General features: G+C 70.7%; 20 protein-coding genes. 5 read left to right on the top strand and 15 right to left on the bottom strand.

Annotated features, from left to right (window positions below; genetic code table 11):
* Positions 1–54: 54 nt before the first annotated feature.
* From H8N03_RS07750 to def, 5 genes are read right to left on the bottom strand one after another with little or no spacing between them, the layout of a single operon-like run.
* Positions 55–393 (bottom strand): AzlD domain-containing protein, encoded by a 339-nt coding sequence (locus H8N03_RS07750; protein ID WP_187075579.1) that lies wholly within the window; start codon positions 391–393, stop codon positions 55–57.
* On the bottom strand, positions 390–1,127 hold the full coding sequence (locus tag H8N03_RS07745; protein WP_187075578.1) for an AzlC family ABC transporter permease: 738 nt from the start codon (positions 1,125–1,127) through the stop codon (positions 390–392). Before H8N03_RS07745 ends, H8N03_RS07750 begins: the two co-directional genes overlap by 4 nt.
* Positions 1,127–2,086 (bottom strand): methionyl-tRNA formyltransferase, encoded by a 960-nt coding sequence (gene fmt, locus H8N03_RS07740; RefSeq protein WP_187075577.1) that lies wholly within the window; start codon positions 2,084–2,086, stop codon positions 1,127–1,129. The genes H8N03_RS07745 and fmt overlap by 1 nt, the downstream gene beginning before the upstream one ends.
* On the bottom strand, positions 2,086–2,580 hold the full coding sequence (locus tag H8N03_RS07735) for a hypothetical protein (RefSeq protein WP_187075576.1): 495 nt from the start codon (positions 2,578–2,580) through the stop codon (positions 2,086–2,088). The genes fmt and H8N03_RS07735 overlap by 1 nt, the downstream gene beginning before the upstream one ends.
* Positions 2,581–2,591: 11 nt before the next feature.
* A complete protein-coding gene (gene def / locus H8N03_RS07730) occupies positions 2,592–3,104 on the bottom strand; it encodes a peptide deformylase (RefSeq protein WP_187075575.1) in 513 nt (170 codons plus the stop codon).
* Between the two features lie 138 nt (positions 3,105–3,242).
* Here def and H8N03_RS07725 point away from each other — a divergent pair, with 138 nt between their 5' ends.
* The 3 genes from H8N03_RS07725 to H8N03_RS07715 all read left to right on the top strand — a co-directional run bounded on the left by H8N03_RS07725 (position 3,243) and on the right by H8N03_RS07715 (position 6,147).
* Positions 3,243–4,475: a LysM peptidoglycan-binding domain-containing protein gene (locus H8N03_RS07725; RefSeq protein WP_187075574.1), complete on the top strand. Its 1,233-nt coding sequence runs from the start codon at positions 3,243–3,245 to the stop codon at positions 4,473–4,475.
* A gap of 9 nt (positions 4,476–4,484) precedes the next feature.
* Positions 4,485–5,597, top strand: coding sequence for a DNA-processing protein DprA (gene dprA, locus H8N03_RS07720; RefSeq protein ID WP_187075573.1), 1,113 nt, complete (start codon positions 4,485–4,487; stop codon positions 5,595–5,597).
* A gap of 67 nt (positions 5,598–5,664) precedes the next feature.
* Positions 5,665–6,147, top strand: coding sequence for a Smg family protein (locus H8N03_RS07715; RefSeq protein ID WP_187075572.1), 483 nt, complete (start codon positions 5,665–5,667; stop codon positions 6,145–6,147).
* Positions 6,148–6,254: 107 nt separating this feature from the next.
* On the opposite strand, the gene H8N03_RS07710 is transcribed toward H8N03_RS07715, so the two are convergent.
* From H8N03_RS07710 to H8N03_RS07690, 5 genes are all read right to left on the bottom strand, one after another.
* Complete coding sequence (locus H8N03_RS07710; RefSeq protein WP_187075571.1) at positions 6,255–8,894, bottom strand: DUF1631 family protein; 2,640 nt, start codon at positions 8,892–8,894, stop codon at positions 6,255–6,257.
* Positions 8,895–8,907: 13 nt separating this feature from the next.
* Positions 8,908–9,861, bottom strand: a complete 954-nt coding sequence (gene secF / locus H8N03_RS07705) for a protein translocase subunit SecF (RefSeq protein ID WP_187075570.1) — start codon at positions 9,859–9,861, stop codon at positions 8,908–8,910.
* 44 nt (positions 9,862–9,905) lie between these two features.
* Complete coding sequence (gene secD, locus H8N03_RS07700; RefSeq protein WP_187075569.1) at positions 9,906–11,789, bottom strand: protein translocase subunit SecD; 1,884 nt, start codon at positions 11,787–11,789, stop codon at positions 9,906–9,908.
* A gap of 3 nt (positions 11,790–11,792) precedes the next feature.
* The gene (yajC, locus tag H8N03_RS26265) at positions 11,793–12,125 is read right to left on the bottom strand and encodes a preprotein translocase subunit YajC (protein WP_187075568.1); all 333 of its coding nucleotides are present in this window, start codon (positions 12,123–12,125) and stop codon (positions 11,793–11,795) included.
* 122 nt (positions 12,126–12,247) lie between these two features.
* Positions 12,248–15,817, bottom strand: a complete 3,570-nt coding sequence (locus H8N03_RS07690) for an indolepyruvate ferredoxin oxidoreductase family protein (RefSeq protein WP_187075567.1) — start codon at positions 15,815–15,817, stop codon at positions 12,248–12,250.
* Positions 15,818–15,945: 128 nt separating this feature from the next.
* Between H8N03_RS07690 and H8N03_RS07685 the strand changes: the two genes are divergently transcribed.
* Entirely contained in the window at positions 15,946–16,425 is a 480-nt protein-coding gene (locus tag H8N03_RS07685; RefSeq protein ID WP_187075566.1) for an Lrp/AsnC family transcriptional regulator, read from the top strand.
* Positions 16,426–16,522: 97 nt separating this feature from the next.
* Here the strand turns inward: H8N03_RS07685 and mltA are convergent, their stop codons facing one another.
* Entirely contained in the window at positions 16,523–17,716 is a 1,194-nt protein-coding gene (gene mltA, locus H8N03_RS07680; RefSeq protein WP_222622880.1) for a murein transglycosylase A, read from the bottom strand.
* Between mltA and H8N03_RS26260 the strand changes: the two genes are divergently transcribed.
* Positions 17,664–17,792 (top strand): hypothetical protein, encoded by a 129-nt coding sequence (locus H8N03_RS26260; protein ID WP_255428107.1) that lies wholly within the window; start codon positions 17,664–17,666, stop codon positions 17,790–17,792. The two genes, mltA and H8N03_RS26260, sit on opposite strands and share 53 nt — an antisense overlap.
* Here the strand turns inward: H8N03_RS26260 and H8N03_RS07675 are convergent.
* The 4 genes from H8N03_RS07675 to H8N03_RS07660 all read right to left on the bottom strand — a co-directional run bounded on the left by H8N03_RS07675 (position 17,789) and on the right by H8N03_RS07660 (position 25,371).
* Positions 17,789–18,418: a response regulator transcription factor gene (locus H8N03_RS07675; RefSeq protein ID WP_187075565.1), complete on the bottom strand. Its 630-nt coding sequence runs from the start codon at positions 18,416–18,418 to the stop codon at positions 17,789–17,791. The genes H8N03_RS26260 and H8N03_RS07675 overlap by 4 nt on opposite strands.
* Positions 18,419–18,420: 2 nt before the next feature.
* Entirely contained in the window at positions 18,421–20,370 is a 1,950-nt protein-coding gene (locus tag H8N03_RS07670; protein ID WP_187075770.1) for a two-component system sensor histidine kinase NtrB, read from the bottom strand.
* A gap of 68 nt (positions 20,371–20,438) precedes the next feature.
* Positions 20,439–21,248 (bottom strand): carbon-nitrogen hydrolase family protein, encoded by an 810-nt coding sequence (locus H8N03_RS07665; RefSeq protein WP_187075564.1) that lies wholly within the window; start codon positions 21,246–21,248, stop codon positions 20,439–20,441.
* Positions 21,249–21,258: 10 nt separating this feature from the next.
* Entirely contained in the window at positions 21,259–25,371 is a 4,113-nt protein-coding gene (locus H8N03_RS07660; RefSeq protein WP_187075563.1) for a YhdP family protein, read from the bottom strand.
* Between the last annotated feature and the right edge of the window lie 15 nt (positions 25,372–25,386).

The following is a 25,386-nucleotide window of genomic DNA, read 5'->3' as shown; positions in this document are numbered from 1 at the left end:
AATGCTGGTGAGGGGAACCCCGCATTCTAGGAACCCGGCGCCGCTGCCGGTCGCCTACCAGCCCAGGCGCAGGTGCAAGGGCAGGTAGACGGCCATCCCCACGATCAGCGTCACCAGCACGCTGCGCCGCCAGAAGAAGGCGGCGGCCCCTGCCACCGCGGCGAACAGGCGCGCGTCCTGCCAGGTCGACACGAGGTGGCCGTTGCTCATCACCACCTCGGGCAACACCACGCCGGCGAGGGCGGCCACCGGCGCGTAGCGCAGCGCGCGGTGCGCCCAGGCCGGCATCGTCCACGGCCGGTCCAGGATGAAGAAGAAGCAGCGCGTGAGCACCGTCACGCCGGCCATGCCGAGGATGATGAACAGCGTCCAGAGGTCGGTGGTCGCTCTCATGCCGCCCGCTCCCGCGCCGGCGGCGGCATCCGGTTCTCCACCACCATGCAGGCCAGCACCGCGATGGCGATCGCCGCCACCACGTTCAGCTTCAGGGGCAGCGCGAAGGTGGCCACCGCGGCCACGCCGGCCACGGCCGCGGCCATGAGGCGCATCGGCGTGTTCGCGAGCGAGCAGACGATGCCCACCAGGCACAGCACGCCGGCGAAGCCCAGGCCCCATTCCGCCGGGATGGCGTTGCCGATCGCGATGCCCACCAGGCTGGCGCCGATCCACGAGCACCAGGTGAGGAAGTAGTTGCCGGCGAGGAAGGCTTCCTGTTCCAGCCGCCCCGCCGCGTCCTGCGCGGGCTCCGGGTGCCGCCCGGTGAACAGGGCGTAGGTCAAGTCCGCGGTGAGGAATCCGTTGGCCAGCCGGCGCCACCGCGGCAGGTGCATGAGGTAGTCGCGCAGGTGCAGGCTGAACACGACGAAGCGCAGGTTCACGCAGAAGGACGTCGCCCACACCACCCACGCCGGCGCTCCGGCCACGATCAGCGGGATCGCCGCGAGCTGCGAACTGCCGGCGTACACGAACAAGGTCATCGCGACCGCCTCGACCACGCTCATGCCGGACTTGATCATCGCGACCCCGGTCATCAGCCCCCAGGCGGCGATGCCGGGCGCGACGCCGGAGCTGGACCGGATGCCGTCGCGGAACGCGGGATGGCGATGGATCTCGGGCAGGAAGAACATCAGGAATCGAAACGCTCGCCGGCCTCGACGGGGAAGCCGCGCAGGAAATCGGCGGCCGCCAGGCGCTTGCCGCCGGGCCGCTGCAGTTCGGTGACTTCGAGGCGGCCCTGACCGCAGGCGATGCCGATGCCGCTGGCATCCACCGCGACCACGGTGCCGGGCGCGACGCTGCCACGCCCCTGCATCAGCGCGCGTCCGCGCCACAGCTTCACCGTCTCGCCGCGCACTTGCGCGCTCACACCCGGGAAGGGATCGAAGGCCCGCATGCGCCGCGCGATCGCGTCGGCCGGCTGCGACCAGTCCACCTGGGCCTCGGCCTTCTCGATCTTGTGCGCGTAGGTGACGCCTTCTTCCGGCTGCGGCACGGGCTGCAGGCCGCCGCAGGCGGCGAGCTCCAGGGCTTCGACGACCAGCCGGCCGCCGAGCGCGGCGAGCTTGTCGTGCAGCGTGGCCGTGGTGTCGTCGTCCGCGATGGGAAGGCGCTCCACGAGCAGCATCGCGCCGGTATCCAGCCCCGCATCCATCTGCATGATGGTGACGCCGGTCTCGGCGTCGCCCGCTTCGATGGCGCGGTGGATCGGCGCCGCGCCGCGCCAGCGGGGCAGCAGCGAGGCATGGATGTTGAGGCAGCCCAGCCGCGGCAGGTCGAGCACCCACTGCGGCAGGATGAGGCCGTAGGCCGCCACGACCATCACGTCGCACTGCGCCGCCAGCAGCGCTTCGCGCGCGGCGGCCGCCTCGTCCGGGTACTTGCCGTCCAGGCGCAGGCTGCGCGGCTGCGCGACGGCGATGCCGTGTTCCAGCGCGAACTGCTTGACCGGCGAGGGCTGCAGCTTCATGCCGCGGCCCGCCGGCCGGTCCGGTTGCGTGAGCACCAGCGGGATCGTGAAACCCGCGGCGTGCAGCCGCGCCAGGGCGACGCGGGCGAAGTCGGGCGTGCCGGCGAACGCGACCCGCATCAACGGGACCGGGGATCGTTGCCGTTGATGTGGTCGATGGCGGGATGGGCCCTGCGCACGACGCCTTGCGGGTCGAAGTAGACGTACCAGAACATCGGACCCTGGCCGGGCTCGTACCAGCGGTAGCGGTAGATCGGCCCGTTCCAGCTCGCCACGGCCTCCACCTGCGCCGGCGGCCCGAACTCGCGCTGGACGTCCTGCATCGTCCAGCGGTTGTCCTCGATGCGCAGGAACTCGCGCGGCGTCATCACCTGCCGCGTGCTCACGACGCGGCCGGCGGGATCGAGGTCGACCATGAACGCGTAATAGCCCATGGGCATCAGCGTGTACTGCAGGCGCTGGCCGCCGTCCGGCAGCGGCCACACCCCCACGGGCGGGCCGGCGTGGGCGATGACCTGGTCACGCGGCGTGCCCGGGGGCACGTTCATGGAATTCCAGGGATGGGCGCAGCCCGCCAGCAGGGCGGCCGCAGCCACGAGGGCGGCGATACGCATGGAAGATCCTTTCAGACCCGCTCGGCGTCGCGGCGGGCCTTGAGCATCTTCGTCTTGATGCGATTCCTCTTCAATGGTGAGAGGTATTCGACGAAGACCTTGCCGAGCAGGTGGTCCATCTCGTGCTGGATGCAGACCGCCAGCAGGCCTTCGGCCTCGATCTCGCGCGACTGGCCCTCGCCGTCGAGGGCACGCACCCGGATGCGGGTGGAGCGCTCGACGCCGTCGTAGATGCCGGGCACCGACAGGCAGCCTTCGTCGCCGACCTGCTTCTCGTCGCTGGCCCACACGATCTCGGGATTCACCAGCACGAGCGGCTCGTTCCTTTCCTCGGACACGTCGATCACGACCACCCGCTCGTGCACGTCGACCTGGGTCGCGGCCAGGCCGATGCCGTTCGCGTCGTACATGGTTTCCAGCATGTCGGCGACGAGGGCGCGGATGCGCGCATCCACGGCCTGGACGGGTTTCGCTACCGTGTGCAGGCGCGGATCGGGATAGGTGAGGATCGAAAGGAGTGCCATGGACGACAGATGGTGTCTCTGTCGCTATTTTCCGCCACTTTTGCTGTTGCCACCGGCCCACATGGGCAATATTCATTGCCCGATCAAGGACTTGAGGCCAGAATCGCCAGCAACTTGTCAAGAGCGGACGAAAACGAGATGGCCCCAACCAAGGCAGCTTTTGGCCTGACAACCCGCACGATCGCAGCCGCCTGCGCGGCCCTGGTCGTGGGAGGCGGGTTGTCCATCCCGGCCCAGGCACAGAACTATCCCATCACGCCCGCCCAGCGCTCCACGGCGGAGCAGGTGGCCAAGGCGGGGGTCCCGCTCTCCGAGCTCGCGCCCGACGCGCCGGACAGCTACACCGTGGTGCGCGGCGACACCCTCTGGGCGATCTCCGGCAAGTTCCTCCGCAGCCCGTGGCGCTGGCCCGAGCTGTGGGGCATGAACCTGGATGCGATCCGCAACCCGCACCTGATCTATCCGGGCCAGACCCTGTACCTGGAGAAGGTCGACGGCATGGCGCGCCTGCGCACCACGCCGCCCGGCAGCGACGCGCCCGGCACCGTGCGCGTCTCGCCGCGCACCCGGATTTCCGGCGTGAACGACACGTCGATCCCGGTGCTGCCCCCGCACATCATCGAACCCTTCCTGAACGAGGCGATCATTGTCGACACGTTCGAGGAAGTGGAGAACGCGCCGCGCATCGTCGCGACGACCGAGGACAAGGTGCTGCTCACGCTGGGCGACCGCGCCTATGCCCGCGGCCGCGGCGCCCCGCTGGTCGAACAGGATCCGCGCGTGGTGGAGAACTACCGCATCTTCCGCAACGCGGTGCCGCTGCGGGAGCCGGTGACCGGCCGCATCCTGGGCTACGAGGCCAAGTACCTCGGCGCCGCCGAACTGGTGCGCAGCGAGACGGTGCAGACGGTGCCCGTGGCGGCCGGCGCGACCTCCGCGATCGTCCCCGCGACCATCGACATCAAGCGCGCCAAGGAAGAGATGCGCATCGGCGACCGGCTGCTGCCCATGCCGCCGCGCCAGATGGAAAGCTACGTGCCGCACGCGCCCATCGTGCCGGTCGACGCCGTGATCGTCTCCGTGTACGGCGATGCAGTGGCCCTGGTCGGCCAGAGCTCGGTCGTGGCGCTGAGCGCCGGCGCGGCGCAGGGCCTGGACAACGGCACGGTGCTGGCCATCCAGAAGACCGGCCCCGTGATCCAGGACCGCTCGATGCAGGGCGACTTCGCCCGCATCAAGCTGCCCGACGAGCGTGCCGGCCTGCTGATGGTGTTCCGCACCTTCCAGAACCTGTCGTACGCCCTCGTGCTGGAAGTCACCCAGCCCGTGCAGGTGGGCGACCGGGTGGCCGACCCGACCACGCGGCGCTAGGCGCTTCGCATGGAGCGCGACGAGCTGGCCGGCTGGCTGCGCCTCGCGCTCTCCCTCCCGCAGGACGGCGCCGCGGCCCGCAGGCTGCTCGCGGCGTTCGGCCTGCCGTCTTCCATCTTTGCGCAGGACCGGGGCGCGCTCGCGCTGGTCGTCGACCGCGCCGCGGCCGATGCCCTGGCCCAGGAGCCGCCGGACCTGGCCCAGCGGCTCGATGCCACGCTCGACTGGCTCGCCGAAGACCCCGCGCACCGGCAGGTGCTGACGCTCGGCGACCCGGACTATCCCCGCGCGCTCCTCGCGATCGAAGACCCGCCGTTGATGTTGTACCGGCTGGGGGTGTTGCAGGCGCCGCCGGCGCGGTCGCTGGCCATCGTCGGCAGCCGCAATCCCACGCCGCAAGGCCTGCAGAACGCGCGGCGCTTCGCCCGCGCCTTCGCGGAAGCCCGCGTGACGGTCGTCTCCGGGTTGGCGCTCGGCATCGACGGCGCCGCCCACCAGGGGGCGCTGGACGGCGCCGCGCAGGATGCGATCGCGACGATCGCGGTGGTGGGCACGGGGCTGGATCGCGTCTATCCCCGGCAGCACCTGGAGCTCGCGCACGCCATTGCGGGCCGAGGGCAGATCGTGAGCGAGTACCCGCTCGGCACGCCGCCGCTGCCGCACAACTTCCCGCGCCGCAACCGCCTGATCGCCGCCTTGAGCCAGGGCACGCTGGTCGTGGAAGCGGCCTTGCAGTCGGGATCGCTGATCACCGCCCGCCTCGCGTCCGAACAGGGCAAGGAAGTCTTCGCGATCCCGGGGTCCATCCATTCGCCGCAGTCGCGGGGTTGCCACGTCCTGCTGCGCCAGGGCGCCAAGCTGGTGGAAAGCGCGCAGGACGTGCTGGAGGACCTGCGGCTGGTGCTGCCCGGCCCGCCGGCCCCGACGCCGCCGGAGGAAGCGGAAGGCGAGGGCAGCGCCTTGCTGGAGGCGCTGGGGCACGACCCCGTCGGCCTCGATGCGCTGATCGCGCGCACCGGCATCCCCGCGCCGCTGCTGCAGGCGCAATTGCTGGAGCTGGAACTCGCCGGCCAGGTCGCGCGCCTGCCTGGCGGCCTGTTCCAGCGCCTCGGTAAAGCCTGACGCCCGGCCGCAACAGGGCCGAAAAAAGGCTTTGCGGGTCCCGCCAACCCGTGCACCATTGGCGTTCATGTTTGAAGTGCTGGTGTACGTTTACGAGAACTACTGGCGCGGCGACGCGTGCCCCGAGCTCCACCAGCTCGAACGCAAGTTGAGCGCCCATGGCTTCGAACCCGACGAGATCCACGACGCGCTCGTGTGGCTCGACGGCCTCAACTCCGCGGCGGAGAACATCCTCGTGCCCGCGGACTCCGAGACGGACTGGACCCCGCAGCCGAGCGACGCGAGCATGCGCGTCTACTCGATCGCGGAGCAGGACCACCTCGGCGCCCCGTGCCTGGGGTTCATCAGCTTCCTGGAAGGCTCCGGCGTCCTGCCTCCGGCCCTGCGCGAGATCGTGGTGGACCGCGCGATGGCGACGGCGGGCGACCCGGTGTCGCTGGACCAGCTGAAGATCATCGTGCTGATGGTCTACTGGCGGTTCAGCATCGAGCCGGATGCGCTGGTGCTGGATGAGCTGTGCGACGACAGCGAGGGGCGGCTGGCGCATTGAGGCGGGCGGGGAAAGCTGGGGTGCCTTCGGCAACCCAGCCTACGAAAACCCCGAGGCCCGTTCCCCTGTAGGCTGGGTTGCGCGAAGCGCACCCCAGCACGACCGCCTCACGACAACAACCGCTCCGGATTCGCATCCAGCTTCGCCAGCGCATCCCGCGTGGCGCGCACCGTGAGCGCTTCTTCCTCGGTCGGCACGAGCAGCCCCGCCTGCAGGTAGGACGCCAGCCGGCGCAGCGGCACCAGGAAGCAGTAGCCGTCGCCCGCCGCGAACAGGTGCAGCTGGCGGCGGTCGCTGCACCAGGCGTACTGCACCTGCGACACGCGGCCGTTGTGGTCCAGCGTGAACCAGTTGCCGAGCTGCAGCTCGTTGGCCCACGCGGTGTTGGCGGCATTGGGCTGCGAGCCGCCGGTGCTGATCACCTCGATCATCGAGGCGTCGATGCCCAGCATCATCTCGATGCTTTCCTGGTCCAGCGGCAGCTCGCCCGCGTCGTCGTCGGAGACGAAGTCCTCGAGGTTGGCCAGGCGCCGCGTCATCTCCTCGATGCGCGCGTGCGGGATGGCCTCGGTCTTGGACAGGAAGGCGTCCGCGAGGGTGTCGCCGATCACCTTGATGTGGTTCTCCTGCTCCGAGGGCTCCAGCCCCAGCAGGGTCATGCCGCGGCGCAGGCGGGCCAAGAGGTCCGGCAGGTCCTGGATCACCTTGGCGCGGTCGTGGCGGTTCGGCTTGGCGCTGGCGGCCCACACCAGGTCGCTGGCGGACTTCTTCAGCGCCAGCGTCTCCTCGTGCTGCGGGCCGTTCTTCACGCCGGCCACGGCCAGCACCTCGGCCCAGACCTTGAACAGGAACTCGCGGATCTCGTCGCGCACCGGCACGTCCGCGAGCATCTTGCGCAGCTCGATGGTGTACTGGATCGCCATCGTTTCCTTCTGCTCCACCTGCTGCGCGACGCTCACCAGCTTCTGCGTCGGGCCCTTCTCGGTGAGGAAGCGCGAGAGGAAGCGCTGGAACTCGTCGTAGACCAGCTGGAACACGCGCCGGCCGGTCTCGGGGTACTGCTCGATCACCTGCACCACGCGGCGGATCTCCGTCTCCAGCGCGCTGCCGGAGATGGCGGTGGAATCGAAGCCGAGCACGCAGGAGCCCATGCGGTCGATCAGCTGGCGCGCCGGGTGCTCCAGCGAGCCGAAGAATTCGGGTTCCTGCAGGGCCACGCGCAGCACCGGCATCTGCAGCCGCGCGAACCACACGCGCACGGCCGGCGGGATGCGTTCCTCGGCCAGGATGGCCTGGAACATGAGCGCCACGATCTCGATGGTGGCCTTCTCGTTGGAGCTGGCCGCCTTCTGCTTCAGTTCCTGCGAGCGGTGGCGCAGGTCCAGCGCCACCTGCTCCACGGCGTCGTCGTCGAAGATGACGATGTCGCCGACGGTCATGGCCTCGTTGACGCGGGTCTGCACCTGCGTCTGCACCTGCGTCGCGTGGTGCGTCACCGCGGCCACCAGCGATGCGGAGGGCGGCGTGGGCGTGCCGCCTTCGGGCACGCCGACCTTGTCGCGCAGCAGGCGCTTGATCTGTCCGAGCACGCCGGTCGCGCGCTGCTTCGCGCGCGCGAGCGGGGTGGAGGCCGTGCCGTCGCCGCCGTTCATGACGGCCGCGGGCGAGAAGAACGAGTCGGACATCGCGCCGCCACCGGCGCCGCCGCCTCCCCCACCACCGCCGGCACCGCCTTGCGCCGTGGCGGGACCGAAGCTGCTGGCGCCGAAGCCGCCGCCGCCGCCACCGCCGCCGCCCACACCCGGCGCGCCTGCGATGCCGCCACCGCCACCGCCGCCGCCGCCCGAGCCCGCGCCACCGGCGCCGCCCGGACCGGCCACGCCGGATCCATTTCCACCACCGCCGCCGCCGCTGCCGGCGCCCATGCCGCCACCGCCGCCACCGCCGGTCCCGGTGCCGCTTCCGCCGGAGCCACCGCCGCCGAAGCCGCCGGCTCCGCCGCCGCCCTGGCCTCCGCCCGATCCACCGCCGCCGCCGCCGGTACCACTACCCCCACCGCCCGCGCGCGCTTCCGGACGCGCCGTCGGCGCGGGACCGGCCGCCGGCCGGCGCACGCGCGCGCGCAGGTCGATGTGCGGCAGCACGCCGCTGTCGACCAGGAATTCGTTCGCCTGCTGGTAGCCCTCGAGCGCCCGGGGCACGAGCATCTGCTGGATGACGTCCTTCACCGCGACCCAGGTCTCGCGCGGCAGCTTGGTGGCCGACCACTGCTCCACCATCATCTGGGCGAGCGCCTCGGGCCGCAGCACGTCCTCGGTGGCGAGTTCCTCGCCGCCTTCCAGGTGCGTGATGCGCAGCTTGAGGTCGTTCAGCTCCCAGACCGCCTTTTCCTGCACCGCCATCGCGAGGCGGGAGGACAGGATCTTGTTCTCCACCACGTCGTCGCCGATCAGCTCCAGGCTGGCCAGTTCCATGCGCACGCGCGACGTGGCGGTGGGCGGCACGACCGCGCGGCGCCAGGCGCGGCCCACCGCGTCGATCCAGCGGGCGCCGTTCTGCTCGAACTCCACCAGCGCATCGCGCCGCTGCTGCATCTCGCGGCTGCTCTGCGCGGTGTTCATCATGTCGCCCAGCGTGGTGCGCACCGCCTCGCCCAGCTCGGGCAGCAGGCCTTGCAGGTGCGCCACGAAGCGCTCACGCGCCTGCCGCGCCAGGGGCGCCGAGGCGGGAGTGAGCGTGGACGACATGCGCGCTGGGTCCTCAGACGGTGGCGCCGGCGTTGGGATCGTTCGGGTCGCCCTCGCGCCTGGACGTGGCCTTGACCATGTCCTCGCGCTTGACGCCCAGCCACATGGCGATGGCCGCCGCCACGAACACCGACGAATAGATGCCGAACAGGATGCCGACCGTCAGCGCCATCGCGAAATAGTGCAGCGTCGCGCCGCCGAACAGCAGCATCGACAGCACCATCATCTGGGTGGAGCCGTGGGTGATGATGGTGCGGCTGATCGTCGACGTGATCGCGTGGTCGATGACCTCCACCGTGCTCATCTTGCGCTGGCGGCGGAAGGTCTCGCGGATCCGGTCGAAGATCACCACCGACTCGTTGACCGAGTAGCCCAGGACCGCGAGCACCGCCGCCAGCACCGCCAGCGAGAACTCCCACTGGAAGAAGGCGAAGAAGCCCAGGATGATGATCACGTCGTGCAGGTTGGCGATGATCGCGGCGACCGCGAACTTCCATTCGAAGCGCACGGCCAGGTAGATCATGATGCCCACGACCACCATGGCCAGCGCCTTCAGGCCGTTGGAGACGAGCTCCTCGCCGACCTGCGGGCCCACGAACTCGACGCGCCGCATGCTGACGCCCGGATCGCCGGCTTTCAGGGCGGCCAGGGTGCGCTCGCTCTGTTGCGCGGAACTGACGCCTTTCTGCGCCGGAAGGCGGATCAGGACGTCGCGGGCGGTGCCGAAGTTCTGCACCTGCACGTCCGCGTAGCCCAGGCCGGCGACGGCCTGGCGGACCTTCTCGATGTCGGCGGGCTGCGAATAGCTCACCTCCATCACCGTGCCGCCGGTGAATTCGACGGACAGGTGCAGCCCCCGCGTCACGAGGAAGAACACCGCGGCGAGGAACGTGACGAAGGAAATCACGTTGAACACCAGCGCGTTCTTCATGAACGGGATGTCCCGGCGGATCTTGAAAAACTCCACTACTTGTCCTTAGCTTGGGCGCAAGGCGCCGTGCGCATGTTTTTCTACTCGGCCTTGGTTATAGCGCCATCGGCCTCCGGCCGCCAGACCGTCCCGATGGAGACGGACTTCAGCTTCTTCTGACGGCCGTACCACAGGTTCACCAGGCCGCGCGAGAAGAAGACGGCGGAGAACATGGAGGTCAGGATGCCGATGCAGTGGACCACCGCGAAGCCGCGGACCGGCCCGGAGCCGAAGGCGAGCAGGGCGACGCCGGCGATCAGCGTGGTGACGTTCGAGTCCAGGATGGTCGCCCAGGCCCGGTCGTAGCCGGCGTGGATGGCCGCCTGCGGGGAGGCGCCGTTGCGCAGCTCCTCCCGCACCCGCTCGTTGATCAGCACGTTGGAGTCGATGGCCATGCCCAGCGCGAGCGCCATGGCCGCCATGCCGGGCAGCGTCAGCGTCGCCTGCAGCATGGACAGGATCGCCACCAGCAGCAGCAGGTTGACCCCCAGTGCGATGCTGGAGAACACCCCGAACAGCATGTAGTAGACGACCATGAAGGCGCAGATCGCGGCGAAGCCCCAGGCCACGCTGTGGAAGCCCTTGGCGATGTTCTCGGCGCCGAGGCTCGGGCCGATGGTCATCTCCTCGATGATCTCCATGGGCGCGGCCAGCGAGCCGGCGCGCAGCAGCAGCGCCACGTCGTTGGCTTCCACGGTCGTCATGCGGCCGGAGATCTGCACGCGGCCGCCGCCGATCTCGCTGCGGATCACGGGCGCGGTCACGACCTCGCCCTTGCCCTTCTCGAACAGCAGGATCGCCATGCGCTTGCCGATGTTCTCGCGGGTGACGTCGCGGAAGATCCGCGCGCCCTTGGCGTCCAGCGTCAGGTGCACGGCGGCTTCCTGCGTCTGGTTGTCGAAGCCGGCCTGGGCGTCGGTGAGGTTCTCGCCCGTCAGGATCACCTGCTTGCGGACGATGACGGGGCGGCCTTCGCGGTCCAGGTAGCGCTCGCTGCCGAAAGGCACGGGGCCGCTGCCGACTTCGGCGGCGCGGCCTTCGGTGCTCTCGTCCACCATGCGGACTTCCAGTGTGGCCGTGCGGCCCAGGATGTCCTTGGCGCGCGAGGTGTCCTGCACGCCCGGCAGCTGCACCACGATGCGCTCCACGCCCTGCTGCTGGATCACCGGCTCGGCCACGCCCAGCTCGTTGATCCGGTTGTGCAGCGTGACCATGTTCTGCTTCAGCGCCTGGTCCTGCACGCGGCGCGCCGCCTCGGGCTTGAGCGTGGCCACGAGCGTGGTGGTGTCGCCGTTGACGCGATCGGCCACCACAAGGTCCGCGAACTGGTCGGCCAGCACCGCGCGCCCCGCCGTCAGCGCCGCGGGATCGCGGAACGCGACTTCCACGGCCTGCCCGTTGCGGTTGATGCCGGCGTGGCGGATGTTCTTGTCGCGCAGCACGGTGCGCAGGTCGCCCGCGTACGACTCGGCCTTCTTGGTCAGGGCCGCCTGCATGTCGACCTGCAGCATGAAGTGCACGCCGCCGCGCAGGTCCAGGCCCAGGTACATGGGGCGGGCGTTGATGGACGCCATCCACTCGGGGGTCTTGGACAGCAGGTTGAGCGCGACCACGTAGGCGGCATCGTTCGGGTCCGGCGCCAGGGCCTTCTGGATCGCGTCCTTGGCCTTGAGCTGGACGTCCGTGCTCTCGAGGCGGACCTTGACCGAGGCGGGGTCACGCTCGATGCCCAGCGGCTTGATGCCGGCCTGGGCGAGCGCCTGCTCGATGCGCGCCTGGGTCGACGCGTCGATGCGCACGCTGCCGCGGCCGGACGATACCTGCACCGCGGGGTCCTCGCCGAAGAAATTGGGCAGGGTGTAGAGCACCCCGACGAGCAACGCGACCAGCAGGATCGCGTACTTCCAGAGGGGATAGCGGTTCACGGCTTACTTGACGGAGCCCTTGGGCAGCACCTGCACGACGGCGGTGCGCTGGACCTGGACTTCCACGCCGGGGGCGATCTCCACGCCGAGGAAAGTGTCGCCCAGCTTGGTGACCTTGCCGACAAGGCCGCCGGCGGTGGCGACCTCGTCGCCCTTGGCCAGCGCGTCGATCATCGAGCGATGTTCCTTCTGCCGCTTCATCTGCGGGCGGATCATCACGAAGTACAGGACGACGAACATCAGCACCAGCGGCAGCAGGCTCATGAAGGAGGACTGCATGTCGCCGCCGGCTGCGGCGGCCGGCGCCGTCTGGGCGTAGGCGGAAGAAATGAACACGGTGGCTCCAGGGGTCCAAAACCAGGGGACGACCGCGGCGGAGCCGGCGGGTCGCCGGACGCCTGCCGCGGGAGGAGCGATGATTGTATGCGGGCCCCCGCACGCGGGCCCGCCGGCCGGGCTCAGGCGGCGCGGCGCTCCGCGCCCTGGGCGCGCCACTGCTGCATCAGGCGGTCCCATTCCGGCCGCGTCGCGGCCAGGTTGCGGGCCTTGACGTGGCCGTAGCCGCGGATCTTCTCGGGCAGGCCGGCGATCTCCACCGCCAGGGCGTGGTTGCCCGGCTGCAGGCCCGCCACCAGTTCCTCCACCGTCTGCCGGTATTCGGCGATCAGGGCGCGCTCGGTGCGGCGCTCCTCGGTCCTGCCGAAGATGTCCAGCGCCGTGCCGCGCAGGCCCTTGAACTTCGCCAGCACGCGGAACAGCTGGTAGGTCCAGGGGCCGAACTTGCGCTTCACCAGCTCGCCCTTGTCGTTGTGCTTCGCGATCAGCGGGGGCGCGAGGTGGTAGTGGACCTTGAAGTCGCCCTCGAACTGTTCCGCGATCTTCTCGCGGAAGCCGGTCTCGGCATGCAGGCGAGCGACCTCGTATTCGTCCTTGTACGCCATCAGGCGGAACAGGCCCTTGGCCACGGTCTCGGTGAGCGTGGCCTTGCCGAAAGGCAGTTCGGCGACGCGCACGCGGTCGACCAGGTCCTTGTAGCGCCCGGCGTACGCGGCGTCCTGGTAGGCGGTGAGGAACTCGACGCGCCGCGCGACCACGCTGTCCAGCGTCTCGCGCTTCTTGAATTCGATCACCTGCGCGCTGGGCGCGAGCAGGCCGGCGATGCGCTCCGGCTCGTGGGCGGCGCGGCGGCCCCATTCGAAGGCGGCCTTGTTGTTCTCCACCGCCACGCCATTGAGCTCGATGGCGCGCAGCAGGGATTCGCGCGCCAGGGGCACCCAGCCCTTCTGCCAGGCGTAGCCCAGCATGATGGGATTGGTGTAGATGCTGTCGCCCATCACCCTGGCGGCGAGGCCTTCCGCGTTGAACGCGGCCAGGTTGTCGGCGCCGACGGACTTGCCGATCTCCACCGCGCACGCGTCTTCCGGATTCTCCCAGGCGGGGTTCTTCACGAACGCCGCGGTCGGCGTGCTGTGGCCGTTGAGGGCGACGCGGGTGCGGCCCGGGCGCATGCGCAGCACGGTTTCCTTGCCGCCGGTGACGATGGGATCGCAGCCGATCACGAGGTCCGCCGCCGCCATGCTCACGCGCGTCGTGCGGATGTCGTCCTGCCGGTCCGCCACCAGCACGTGGCTCCAGGTCGCGCCGCCCTTCTGCGCGAGGCCGGCGGCGTCCTGGGTGACGATGCCCTTGCCTTCGATGTGGGCGGCCATGCCGAGCAACTGGCCGATGGTGATCACGCCGGTGCCGCCGACGCCGGCCACGACGATGCCGTACGCATCCGCCGTCGAGGGCAGCAGCGGCTCGGGGAGCTCGGGGCCTTCGTAGGGCGAAGGCGCCTTCTCCGCGCCTTTCGCCTTCTTCTTCAGCTGCCCGCCTTCCACGGTCACGAAGCTGGGGCAGAAGCCCTTGAGGCAGCTCGTGTCCTTGTTGCAGGTGCTCTGGTTGATGGTGCGCTTGCGGCCGAACTCGGTCTCCAGCGGCTCCACGGACAGGCAGTTGGACTTGACGCTGCAGTCGCCGCAGCCTTCGCAGACCAGGTCGTTGATCATGACCCGCACGGCCGGGTCGACCATCGTGCCGCGCTTGCGGCGGCGCCGCTTCTCGGTGGCGCAGGTCTGGTCGTACAGGATCGCCGTGGTGCCTTCCAGTTCGCGGAACTCGCGCTGGATGCGATCGAGCTCGTCGCGGTGGTGGACCGTCACGCCCTCGGGCAGCTTCGCGCCGTCGTACTTTTCCGGCTGGTCGGTCACGACCACCAGCTTGCGCACGCCTTCGGCGACCAGGCTGTGGGCGATCTGCAGCGGCGTGTGCCCTTCGGGGCGCTCGCCGACGGGCTGGCCGCCGGTCATCGCGACCGCGTCGTTGTAGAGGACCTTGTAGGTGATGTTGACGCCGGCGGCGATGGACTGGCGGATCGCCAGCAGGCCGCTGTGGAAGTAGGTGCCGTCGCCGAGGTTGGCGAACACGTGCTTCTCGTTGGAGAAGGGCTGCTGGCCGACCCACGGCACGCCCTCGCCGCCCATCTGCGTGAAGCCGATGGTGGCCCGGTCCATCCACGTCGCCATGAAGTGGCAGCCGATGCCGGCCATGGCGCGCGAGCCTTCGGGCACGACCGTGGACGTGTTGTGCGGGCAGCCGGAGCAGAACCAGGGCATGCGGTCGCCCTTGACCTCCACCACCTGCATGGCGCGTTCCTTCGCCTCCAGGATGGCGAGCTGCGCATCGATGCGCGCCTGCACGTCGGCATCCAGCCCCAGCTTGCGCAGCCGGCGCGCGATGGCGCGAGCGATCAGCGCCGGCGACAGGTCCGCGTTGGCGCGCAGGAGCGTGTGCGCCGTCGGGTTCGGCATGGACCATTCCCCGCCCGAGTAGTCGCCTTCGCCTTCGTCGAACTTGCCCAGCACGTTCGGGCGCACGTCGGGGCGCCAGTTGTACAGCTCTTCCTTCAGCTGGTATTCGATGACCTGGCGCTTCTCTTCCACCACCAGGATCTCGCGCAGGCCCTGCGCGAACTCGCGCGTGCCCTGCGCCTCCAGCGGCCACACGACGCCCACCTTGTGCAGGCGGATGCCGAGGCGGCGGCAGGTGTCGTCGTCGAGGCCGAGGTCCAGCAGCGCCTGGCGCGTGTCGTTGTACGCCTTGCCGCTGGCGATGATGCCGAAGCGGTCGTTCGGCGTCTCCACGACGTTGTAGTTCAGCCGGTTGGCGCGGATGTAGGCGAGCGCGGCGTACCACTTGAAGTCGTACAGGCGCGCTTCCTGCTCCAGCGCCGTGTCGGGCCAGCGGATGTGCACGCCGCCGGGCGGCATCTGGAAGTCCGTGGGCAGCTGGATCTGCACCCGCTCGGGGTCGATCACCGCGGTCGAACTGGATTCGACGATCTCCTGGATCGTCTTCATCCCCGCCCACACGCCGGAGAAGCGGCTCATGGCGAAGGCGTGCAGCCCCATGTCCAGGATCTCCTGCACCGTCGCCGGGAAGAACACCGGCAGCCCGCAGGCCTTGAAGATGTGGTCGCTCTGGTGGGCGGCGGTGGAGCTCTTGGCGACGTGGTCGTCGCCGGCCACCGCGATGACGCCGCCCCAGGGCGTGGTGCCGGCCATGTTGGCGTGCTTGAACACGTCGGAGCAGCGGTCCACGCCCGGACCCTTGCCGTACCAGATGCCGAAGACGCCGTCGAACCTGTTGCTGCCGGGGGGCGCGAAACCCATCTGCTGCGTGCCCCACAAGGCCGTCGCCGCGAGTTCCTCGTTCACGCCGGGCTGGAAGACGATGTTCTGCGCCTGCAGGTACTTCTTCGCCTTCCACAGCGCCTGGTCGTAGCCGCCGAGGGGCGAGCCGCGGTAGCCGCTGATGAAGCCGGCGGTGTTCCTGCCCTGCATGGCATCGCGCTGCCGCTGCAGCATGGGCAGCTTCACCAGCGCCTGGATGCCGCTCATGAAGGCGCGGCCGACGTCGAGCGAGTACTTGTCGTCCAGCGTGACGGTCTCGAGCGCCTTGCGGATGTGTTCGGGCAGGGGTGCGTTCATCTTGCGTTTGTCTCCACGACGCGACCAGGGGCCGCTGCACAGTGTATGCCCGATGCGGCGATACGTTATTGCTTTTGATGCCGTCCAAACCCTAAGATGGGAAAGGTTCTTTCTCAAAAGCGCGCCGAATGGAAACACTTGACAGGTATGACATCCAAATCCTTACCGAGTTGCAGGCGGATGCACGGCTGACCAACACCGAGCTGGCCCAGCGCGTGGGCCTGTCGGCGGCGCCCTGCTGGCGCCGCGTGCGGGCGCTGGAGGAGGCCGGCTTCATCAAGGGCTACCACGCCGAAATCGACCGCCACAAGATCGGCCTGGGCGTGCTGGCCTTCGTGCGTCTGGACGCGGACCGCAACACCGGCGAGCGCACGCGCGAGATGGAAGACGCGATCCGCAAGATCCCGGAGATCGTGTCCTGCCACTACATCAGCGGCGCCGGCACCTTCGAGCTGCAGGTGGTCTCGCGCGACCTGGACACCTTCTCCCAGTTCGCCCGCAAGGTCCTGATCAACCTGCCGAACGTGAAGGACATCCACACGAGCTTTTCGCTGGGGGAGGTGAAGGCGTCCAGTAGCTGGCCGCTGGCCCACCTGAACCCGACTTGAACGCAGAGGTCGCAGAGGGAACGCAGAGGTCGCAGAGCTTTCCCCTGACTTCTCTGCGACCTCTGCGACCCCTCTGCGACCTCTGCGTTCTTCCTGCTCACCTCGGCCACAACACCCACAAGGCGAGCGGCTGCTTCATGCGCCCGGCGATCTCGCCGGCCTCCAGGCCCCAGCCCACGAAGTAGTCGGCGCGGACGGCGCCCACGATGGCGCTGCCGGTGTCCTGGGCGAAGACGAGGCGGTTGAGCGCGAGCAGCGGGCCGGGCGTGGAGAGCCACATGGGCGTGCCGTAGGGGACGCTGTCCTTTTCCACGGCGATCGAGCGGCCCGGCGTGAGCGGCACGCCTTGCGCGCCGCGCGGGCCGAAGGCGGCGTCGAGCTCCGACAGCGGCTCCTCGCGGAAGAACACCACGCGCGGGTTGCTCCAGAGCATCTCCTGCGTCCGCTGCGGATTCGCCCGCGCCCAGGCCTTGATCCCGGACCACGACGCATCCGTCAGCGCGCGCTGTTGCAGCAGCCAGCCGCCCACGCTGCGGTACGGCTGCTCGTTGCTGCCGGCGTAGGCGAGCCGCGCCATCGTGACGCGCCCGTCGGGCTCCGCGATCCGCACCCGCCCGGATCCCTGGATCTGCAGCGACAGGGCGTCGAGCGGGTCGGCCACGTACGCGATTTCGCGTCCGCGCAGCGCCGCCCGGGCCGCGGGCGAGGTGTCGATCTCCTGCCGCGTGTACCAGGGACGGCGCGTGTTCAGGTCCGCGGGCGGCCGGTACAGCGGCACCTGCTGCGTGGCCGTCGGGACGCGCGACGCCTCCAGCATCGGTTCGTAGTACCCGGTCAGCAGCGGCTCGCCCCCCTGCAGCGGCTCGATGCGGTACGGCTGCAGCCGCTGCTGCAGCCACGCGCGCTGTTCCTCCGGCGCGCCGATCGAGAGCCGCCGCACCTCCGGGCACAGGGCCGCGTGCGCCGGCGAGGGGCGCTCGCAGCTGCGGATCCAGGCATTCCAGGCTTCGTGCAGCGCATCGTCCGCGAACCCGGGCAGGTCCGACCAGCGCACCGGCACCCAGCGCGCCTTGCCCTGCACGCGCGCGGGCGGCAGCGGGCCGGCTTCGTCGGCGGGAGGCAGCGTGGCCGCGGGCGCCCCCGGTGGCACCACGCGCGCAGGCGGCGGTTCGTAGCGGGGGGGAGCGGCGCAGGCGGCGAGCATCCCTACAATCGCCGCGAGGAAGAGGACCCGGAACATGCTGCTGATTCTGCTGGAAGCGCTCGCCGCGCTGTTGCTGCTGGTGCTCATCGTCTGGTGGACGATGTTTTCCGGCCGCAAGGGCGGGGAGCCCCCGCCGGAGCAGGACGACGAAGAGCGCCGCTAGCCCAGGTCGCGCAGCAGGTTCGCGAGTTCCACCGCGGACTTCACGTCCATCTTGTCGAACACGCGGGCGCGGTGCACTTCCACCGTGCGCACGCTGATCGCGAGCTGGTCGGCGATCAGCTTGTTCGGCAGCCCCCTGGCCACCAGGCGCATCACGTCGCGTTCGCGCTCGGTCAGCTCCGCGAGGCGGCTTTGCAGCGCGCCCTTCTCGCGCTGCGAGGCGAGCACCTCCGCGGAGCGGCGCAAGGCCTCCTCGATGCGGTCGACCAGGGCGTTGTCGGAGAACGGCTTCTCGCAGAAGTCGAAGGCGCCGCGCTTGACCATGTCCACCGCCGTCGGCACGTCCGCATGGCCGGTGAGGAAGATGACCGGCATGGCCTGCACCAGGCCGCGCTCCGCGAGCTTGTCGAACAGCGCCAGCCCGCTCATGCCCGGCATGCGCACGTCCAGCAGCAGGCAGCAGGGCTGCGCCGGCAGGAAACCGCCCTGCAGCAGCGCGTCGAACTCCTCCGCGCTGGAAAAGCTGGAGGACAGCAGCCGCCGCGAGCGCAGCAGCCAGGCGAGCGCCTCGCGCACGCCCGCGTCGTCGTCGACGATGAAGACGGTGGCATCGGCCGAGGGCTGCATGGTCAGGGTTCTTGGACAGGCAAGGTGAACCGGAAGATCGTACCCCGGGGATGGATGGGCTCGAACACCAGCTGCCCCCCGTGCTGCTCCACGACCGTGCGGCACAGGCTCAGGCCCAGGCCCATGCCTTCCTCCTTGGTCGTGAAGAACGGCGTGAACAGCTGCCGCTTCACCTCCTCGGGAATGCCCGGCCCGCAGTCCGCCACGGAGAACTCGAGCCAGCGCTTGCCGCTTTCCGTGGCCGACGTCGGGCGCACCTGGACGACCAGCTCGGGTTGCGGCACGCGCGCTTCGTCCATGGCCTGCATCGCATTGCGCGCGAGGTTCAGGAGCACCTGTTCCACCATCGTCCGGTCGCACACCACGCGCGGCAGCCCCACGGGCACGCGGATCTCGACCCGCACGCCCAGCTTGCGGGCCTGCAGGTTCACGAGCGGCAGCACCGCCTCGACCAGCGCGTCCGCGCCGACCGGCTGGCGCGCCTGGTCCCGCCGGCGGACGAAGTCGTGCACGCTCTTGATCACGCGGCCGGCGCGGTCCGCCTGCTCCGCGATCCGGCGCATCGCCACCTGCAGGTCCGGCGCGGGCGCGGGCGCGTGCTGCAGCAGGTTCATCGAACCGTTGGCATAGCTGGCGATCGCCGCCAGCGGCTGGTTCAGCTCGTGGCTCAGCAGCGACGCCATCTCGCCCACCGTGGCGAGGCGGGCCGTCGCCTGCAGCCGTTCCTGGCTCGCGCGCGAGAGTTCCTCCACGCGCCGCTGCTCGCTGATGTCCAGCACGGCGCTCATCCAGCCGGTCTGCAGGCCCTGCGCGTTGATCAGCGGCGCCTCGATGATCAGCACCGGGAAGCGCGTGCCGTCCTTGCGCATGAAGACGGACTCGAAGCCTTCGCGCGGCGGGCGGCTGCCCCCGGTGAGCCGCACGGCCTGGCGCTTGCCGTATTCCTCCGCGCGCTCCGGCGGCCAGTAAGGCGCCGGCGAGCCGCGGCCCAGGAGCTCCTCCGGCGAGAAGCCCACCATCTGGCAGAAGGCGGGGTTGACGTAGGTGGTGCGGCCCTGCAGGTCGCGCGCCCGCAGGCCGGTGACGAGCGAGTCTTCCATCGCCTTGCGGAAGGCGAGCGCGTCGGCCAGGTCCTCCTCCACGCGCAGGCGCCGCCGCGTGTCGTGCCCCAGGAGGAACAGCACCGTCACGAGCGCGATCGACATCACCGTGACCAGCGCCGTGAGCACGTTCGGGAACAGGTCCGGCTCCGAGCGCCGCCAGCTGTCCATGCGCAGCACCATCGTGTTGCCCGGCAGGTCCAGCAGCTGCGTCGCGGAGAACACGCGCGTGCCGCGCCGCGCGAGGCCGTGCATCGCCAGCCGCGTGCCGTCCGCCTCGGTGAAGGAGATCTCCTGGCTGCGCCCCATCTGCGGTCCGATCTGCGTGGCGAGCAGGTCCACCAGCGAATAGGTCGCCACCACGAAGCCCTTCAGCCGGCCGACCTCCACCTGCGGCAGGCAAAGCTCCATCAGCTCCAGGCCCAGGCCGTCGGCCTGCGGCTCGAAGTGGCTGCGCGCATAGGAATGGCTGCTCAGGCGGCGGGCCGACGCGCAGGCCTGCTGCACCTCGGTGAGCGAGTTGGCGCGGCCCAGGCGCTCGAAGACCGGCTTGCGGAAAGGCGTGTCCGCTTCGGCGATGAGCTCCAGGTTGGGGCCGCGCCATTCGATGCGGACCCACTCGCGGTGCCGGCGCAGCAGCGCCTCCGCTTCCGTGCGCCAGGCGGCGGGATCGTGCTGCACCGACTGCAGCGCCTGCAGTTCCTGCACGTTGCGCGTGAGCGCCGAACGCATGTCGCTGAGCGCGTCGGCGGCGTCGCGCTCCACGTTGCCCTGCGCCACGCTCGCCTCGTAGCGCGCGGCGAGGTAGACGAGCGTGACCAGCATGCCCACCACGAGCACGCCGAGCAGCATCCACAGCGACCAGCGGCGCCAGTTCGGCCAGCGCCGCAGGCCGGAGGAGAAGGGAACCGCGACGGCCGTCACAACACCTTGTGCTCGAGCGCCGGCAATTGCGTGCGCACCTGCGCGATGCGCGCTGCCTCGAGGTCGGCCAGCACGACCCCGGCGCCGTCTTCGCGCCGCTGGGCGAGCACCTCGCCCCAGGGGTCGACCACCATCGAGTGGCCCCAGGTGCGGCGCCCGTTCTCGTGGCGTCCGCCCTGCGCCGGGGCGCAGACGTACGCCAGGTTCTCGACCGCGCGGGCGCGCAGCAGCAGCTCCCAGTGCGCCTCGCCGGTGGGATGGGTGAACGCGCTGGGCACGAGCAGCAGGTCGGCACCCAGGCCGCGGTACAGCTCGGGGAAGCGCAGGTCGTAGCAGACGGACAGGCCCACGCGCCACGCGTGGCCGTCGCGCGAGGGCAGCACGAAGGCCTGCGGCGCGTCGCCGGGTTCGATGACCCGCGATTCGTCGTACTGCTCGCGTCCGTTGTCGAAGCGGAAGAGGTGCACCTTGTCGTACCGCGCGACGCACTCGCCTTGCGGCGAGTACGCGAGGCTCGTGTTGCGCACGTGCTCCTCGCTGTCGGCCTCGAGCGGCAGCGTGCCGCCCACGATCCACAGCCCCAGCGCGCGCGCCTGCGCGGCCAGGAAGTCCTGCACCGGGCCGCTGCCGAAGCGCTCGCGCACCGCGAACTTGTCGCGGTCCTTCTGCCCCATGAGGCAGAAGTATTCGGGCAGGACCGCGAGCTCGGCCCCGGCCCCGGCCGCCTGCGCGAGCAGGCCGCGCGCGGCCTCGAGGTTGGCGGCCACCGTGGTGCCGGAGACGGTCTGGAGGGCGGCGATCTTCATGGACTCTCCTTCAGCGCGCGGGCGCTTCCCCGCCGGCCCCGCTGGTGGAGGTCGCGGGCGTGCGCTCCACCTTGGTCACGCGCGGGTCGGCCCAGGTGCCGTCCACGTGGAACTCCTGCGTGGCCGCCTTCATGAGCGGCTCGCGCAGGAACATCTGGGCGAGGAAGGTGCCGAGGCCGATCGCGGGATTGATCGCGGTGGCGACCAGCGAGGCCGTGCCGGCGTTGATCTCGGGGACCACCACCACCTTCAGGTCCTGCGTCTCGCGCGCGAGGTCGGCCCGGCCTTCCATCAGCACGGCGGCGTTGACGCCCTTCATCTGCAGGTTGTTGGTGGCGGCGATGCCCTGGTCGATGGTGATGTCGCCGCGCACGAAGTCGAAGGCGAAGCCCTGGCTGAACACGTCGCGGAAGTCGAGCGAGAGGCGGCGGGGCAGCGACTGCAGGCTCAGCACGCTCAGCAGCTTCGCCAGGCCCGGGTCCGCCTTGAGGAACTGGCCGTTCTCCACGTTCACGCGGAAGCTGCCGGTGAGCGAGGGATAGTCGAACGCGAGCGGCGAACCGAGCCAGGACACCGTGCCTTCCATCTGGCCGCGGCCGCGCCGCACGACGCCGTTCATGCCGAAGCGGCCGAGGGCCTGGCCGGCATCGGCGATGTCGAAGCGGAACTTCATGGACGTGCGCCGCGGCTCCGGCCCGGCCGGCTGCCGCGCGCCGGCAGCGGCCTGCGCACCGACGGCCGCCCAGTTGCCGGAGGCGGAGAAGCTCGCTTCGGGCATCGTGAGCGCCAGCCGGTTCAGCCGCCATTCGCGCACGCCGCCCTCGCGCGCGACCACGCCCGGCCCGCGGTTCACCGCGTCGATCTCCAGCCGCCCGAGCTTGCGGCCCTTCAGCTCGAAGTCGTCCACCACGACGTCGAGCGTGGGGATGCTGGAGGCCTGCTGCTCCAGCAGGCTTTCCACGTCGCTCGCCGCCGACGCGGCGACGTTCAGGCGCGCGAGGCGCGCGTACAGGCGGCCGGCACCGAGGTTCTGCGGCTGGCGGTATTCGAGGTAGCCACTGAGTTCGTCCGCGTCCACGTTCGCGCGCCACACGCGGCCGTCGCGCGAGCCGCCCACCACCACGTTGTGCAGCTGCCGGCCCTCGATGGCGAGCTCCTTGGCACGCAGCGCGATCATGGTCGGCAGGTAGCCGGCGCCGGCGGACGCGTCGGTGCGAAGCGCGCTGCCGCCGCCCCCACCGCGCGCCGCATCGCTGCCCGCCACGCGGGCCAACGCATCCTGCCAGGCATCGACGTCGAAGCGCCCGAGCTGCACGCTGGCCAGCACGCCCTCCGTGGGCAGGGTCACGGCCTCGCCCGGAGGCAGGCCGACCGCGATGCTGCCGCGCAGCACCTGCGCCTCCGCGCCGGCCACGTCGCGCACGAAGTGCACGGCCGCCACGCGCCCGATCTCCACCGACAGCTGCTCCTGCAGGCGCGCGCCGGGGGCCAGCGCCTCGCGGGTGAGCGCCGTCTCGTAGCGCAAGGGCAATGGCGCCTCCGCCGGCTTGTTCAGCGGTGCGGGCAGGTTGATGCCCAGGCCCTGCAGGCTGCTCGTCACCTGCACCTCCGGCGTGCCGCGCCGGAACAGCAGGCCCAGGTTGTAGTTCGTGGACCCCGTGAAGTCGCGCGCGATGCGCGAGAGGAAACCCATCTCGCCCGCGGCCCGCAAGCCTTCCGCGGTGGCCGTCCCCTGGCCGCGGAACTGCACGACCGGCGCGGATTCGCCCGGCATGGAACGGGTGCCGCCCTCCAGGCGCACGTCGCCCCCGAGGGCCCGCGCCTGCACGTTCACCAGCTGGAAGCCGCGGTCGGAGAACTGCACGGCGCCCCGCGAGCGCGAGAGCACCGGCGTGTCGGGGGAGATCTGCACGTCGTTGCCGGCGAGCGTGACGGTGCCTTGCACCTGCGAGCGCGCCATCTCGTGCAAGGGGAGCACGAGGCGCAGGCTGGTCTCCGCATTCCCGGTGCCCGTGGCGCGCGCCAGCGCGTTGTTCGTCATGCCCGCCACCGGCGTGGTGGCGACGACGGTGAGCGCATCGGCCAGCGGACCGGTGATCCTGCCTTGCACCTGCACCTGGGACTTGTGGAAGTCGGGGATCTGCGCGTCGGCCTGCACCTGCAGGCGCGGCAACCCCAGGACGCGACCCTTCACGTCCTTCACCTGCATGCCGTTGCCGCGGAAGACCAGCTCGGCGTCGACGTCGGCAAACGCGGGCCACGGCGCGCCGCCGCGCGAGATGCCGCGCGGCACGTAGGCATAGGTCACGTCGCGCACCTGTGCGGAGATGAGGAACTCGCCGCCCTTGTTCTCCGGGAAGGGGAACTGCCGCAGGTCGCCGCGCACGCGGAACTTCGCGCTGGTGGCGTGCCCCGCCTCCACCGCTTCGTGCACGTAATCGCGCGCCTCCTTCGGCACGCCCAAGGGCAGGTAGCGCCACACGCGCGTGCCGTCGGCGCGGCTCAGGCTGCCCGTGAGGTCCAGGGTGCCGGGGAAGCGGCTCGCGCCCGGCTGCTTGCGCGGGTTGCCCGTGCGCCAGTTGGCCTGCGCCTCGCCGCTCGCATCGGCATTGCTGAAGCGCGCGTTGTTCACGGAGAGCGACAGCTGCTCGCCGTCCACCTGCCATTGCAGGTCGGCGTTCAGCATGTCGAGAGGCAGCACGGGCTCCTCGAAGACGCCGGGGAATTCGAGGGCGCCCTGCGCCAGCGCGAGCCTCGCCTTGCCGCCGGCCTGGGTGAGGTCGAAATCGACGGTGGCGCCGCGCACGCCGGGCGTGCCCGCGTGGCCGGCGGGATCGGGGCGCGCGGCGACCTCGAGGCGTGTCGCCCGGCCGCGGGCTTCGTACTTCTCCGGCTTCTCCAGCGGGCCTTGCCAGCGCGCCTGCACCCGCTCCACCAGCCCGCGCGGCGCATAGGCCTGCAGGGCCGCATGCGTGGGCGCGCCCAGCGGCAGGCGGCTGGCGATCTGGCTCAGCGCGCCCAGGTCCAGCATGTCCGCGCGCAATTCGCCCTGCGCCGCCGCCAGCCCTTCGGCGCCGGTCCAGGACAGGGCGACGTTGCCGCCGGGCCAGCGCTGGCCGTCCTGCGTCACGAACTGCAGTTCCTGCGTGTGGAACTCGAAGCCGCCCGCGAGCCGCCGCCCGCCCAGGCGCCCCGACACCGATTGCAGCGCGAGCGGCTCGAGCTTCGCGCCGAGCGTGGCGCTCACGTCGCGCAGCACCACGTCGGCCGTCGCGCCCACCACCTGCCCGCGCTCCAGGTCGGCCCAGGCCCGCAGCCGGCCCTGGCCTTGCGCGATGTCGATCCCGAGGTCGGCCTGGCGGCGCAGCTGCGAGAGGTCCACGGCGGTGAAGTCCGCGTGCATCTCGCCGCTCCACTGCTGCCACTGGCCGGCGCGGTGCGTGAGCAGCGGCTGCCGGAACACGCCCGCCAGGCTGAAGCGCTGCCCCCAAGTGGCGGGCGGCGTGGCATCGAGGCGCAGCAGGTGGCGCCGCGCCGCGTTGCGGGCGACGAAATCCACCTGGCTCAGGACCAGGGGCGGCGCGCCGCGCTGTTCGTCCGTCCACTGCAGCCAGCCGCCCTGGATGATGAATTCGGCCTGGCTGAAGAACCAGTCGGCGGCGCGGCCCTCGTTGTCGCTGGTGCGGGAGAAGTCCAGGCCCGCCACGAACACGCGTCCGTCCGCGGTGCGCCGGATGTCCAGGCGCGGGCCTTCGATGTACAGCTGCTCGAACCCGAGGTTCCACAGCGAGCGCGGCGAGACGGCGCCGATCACGAGCGGCAGGGTGAGGGCGGCGCGGCCCTGGGCGTCCAGGAGCACCACGTCGCGCAGGACGACGGAGGGGATCAGGCCTTCGCTGCGCGCGCTGATCGCGCCGATGCGAACCGGTACCCCCAGCACCCGGCTGGCCCGCATTTCCAGCGCGGGGCGCAGGTCGCCGATTCGCGGCACAATGAACTCATGAAGCGCCCCCCACGCCAGCGCGAGCAGCAAGGCTGCGGCCAGCAGCAGCCACAAGGACCACTTGACCGCTGCGGCAAACAACCTCAGAGCGCGTGAGGGATTCGGCGGCGTCGCATTCATGAATACATCGGACAG

The sequence above is a fragment of the Ramlibacter cellulosilyticus genome (genome assembly GCF_014297465.1).
GTDB classification, from domain to species: Bacteria; Pseudomonadota; Gammaproteobacteria; order Burkholderiales; family Burkholderiaceae_C; genus Ramlibacter; species Ramlibacter cellulosilyticus.
This window is presented reverse-complemented; position numbering and strand designations above follow the sequence as displayed.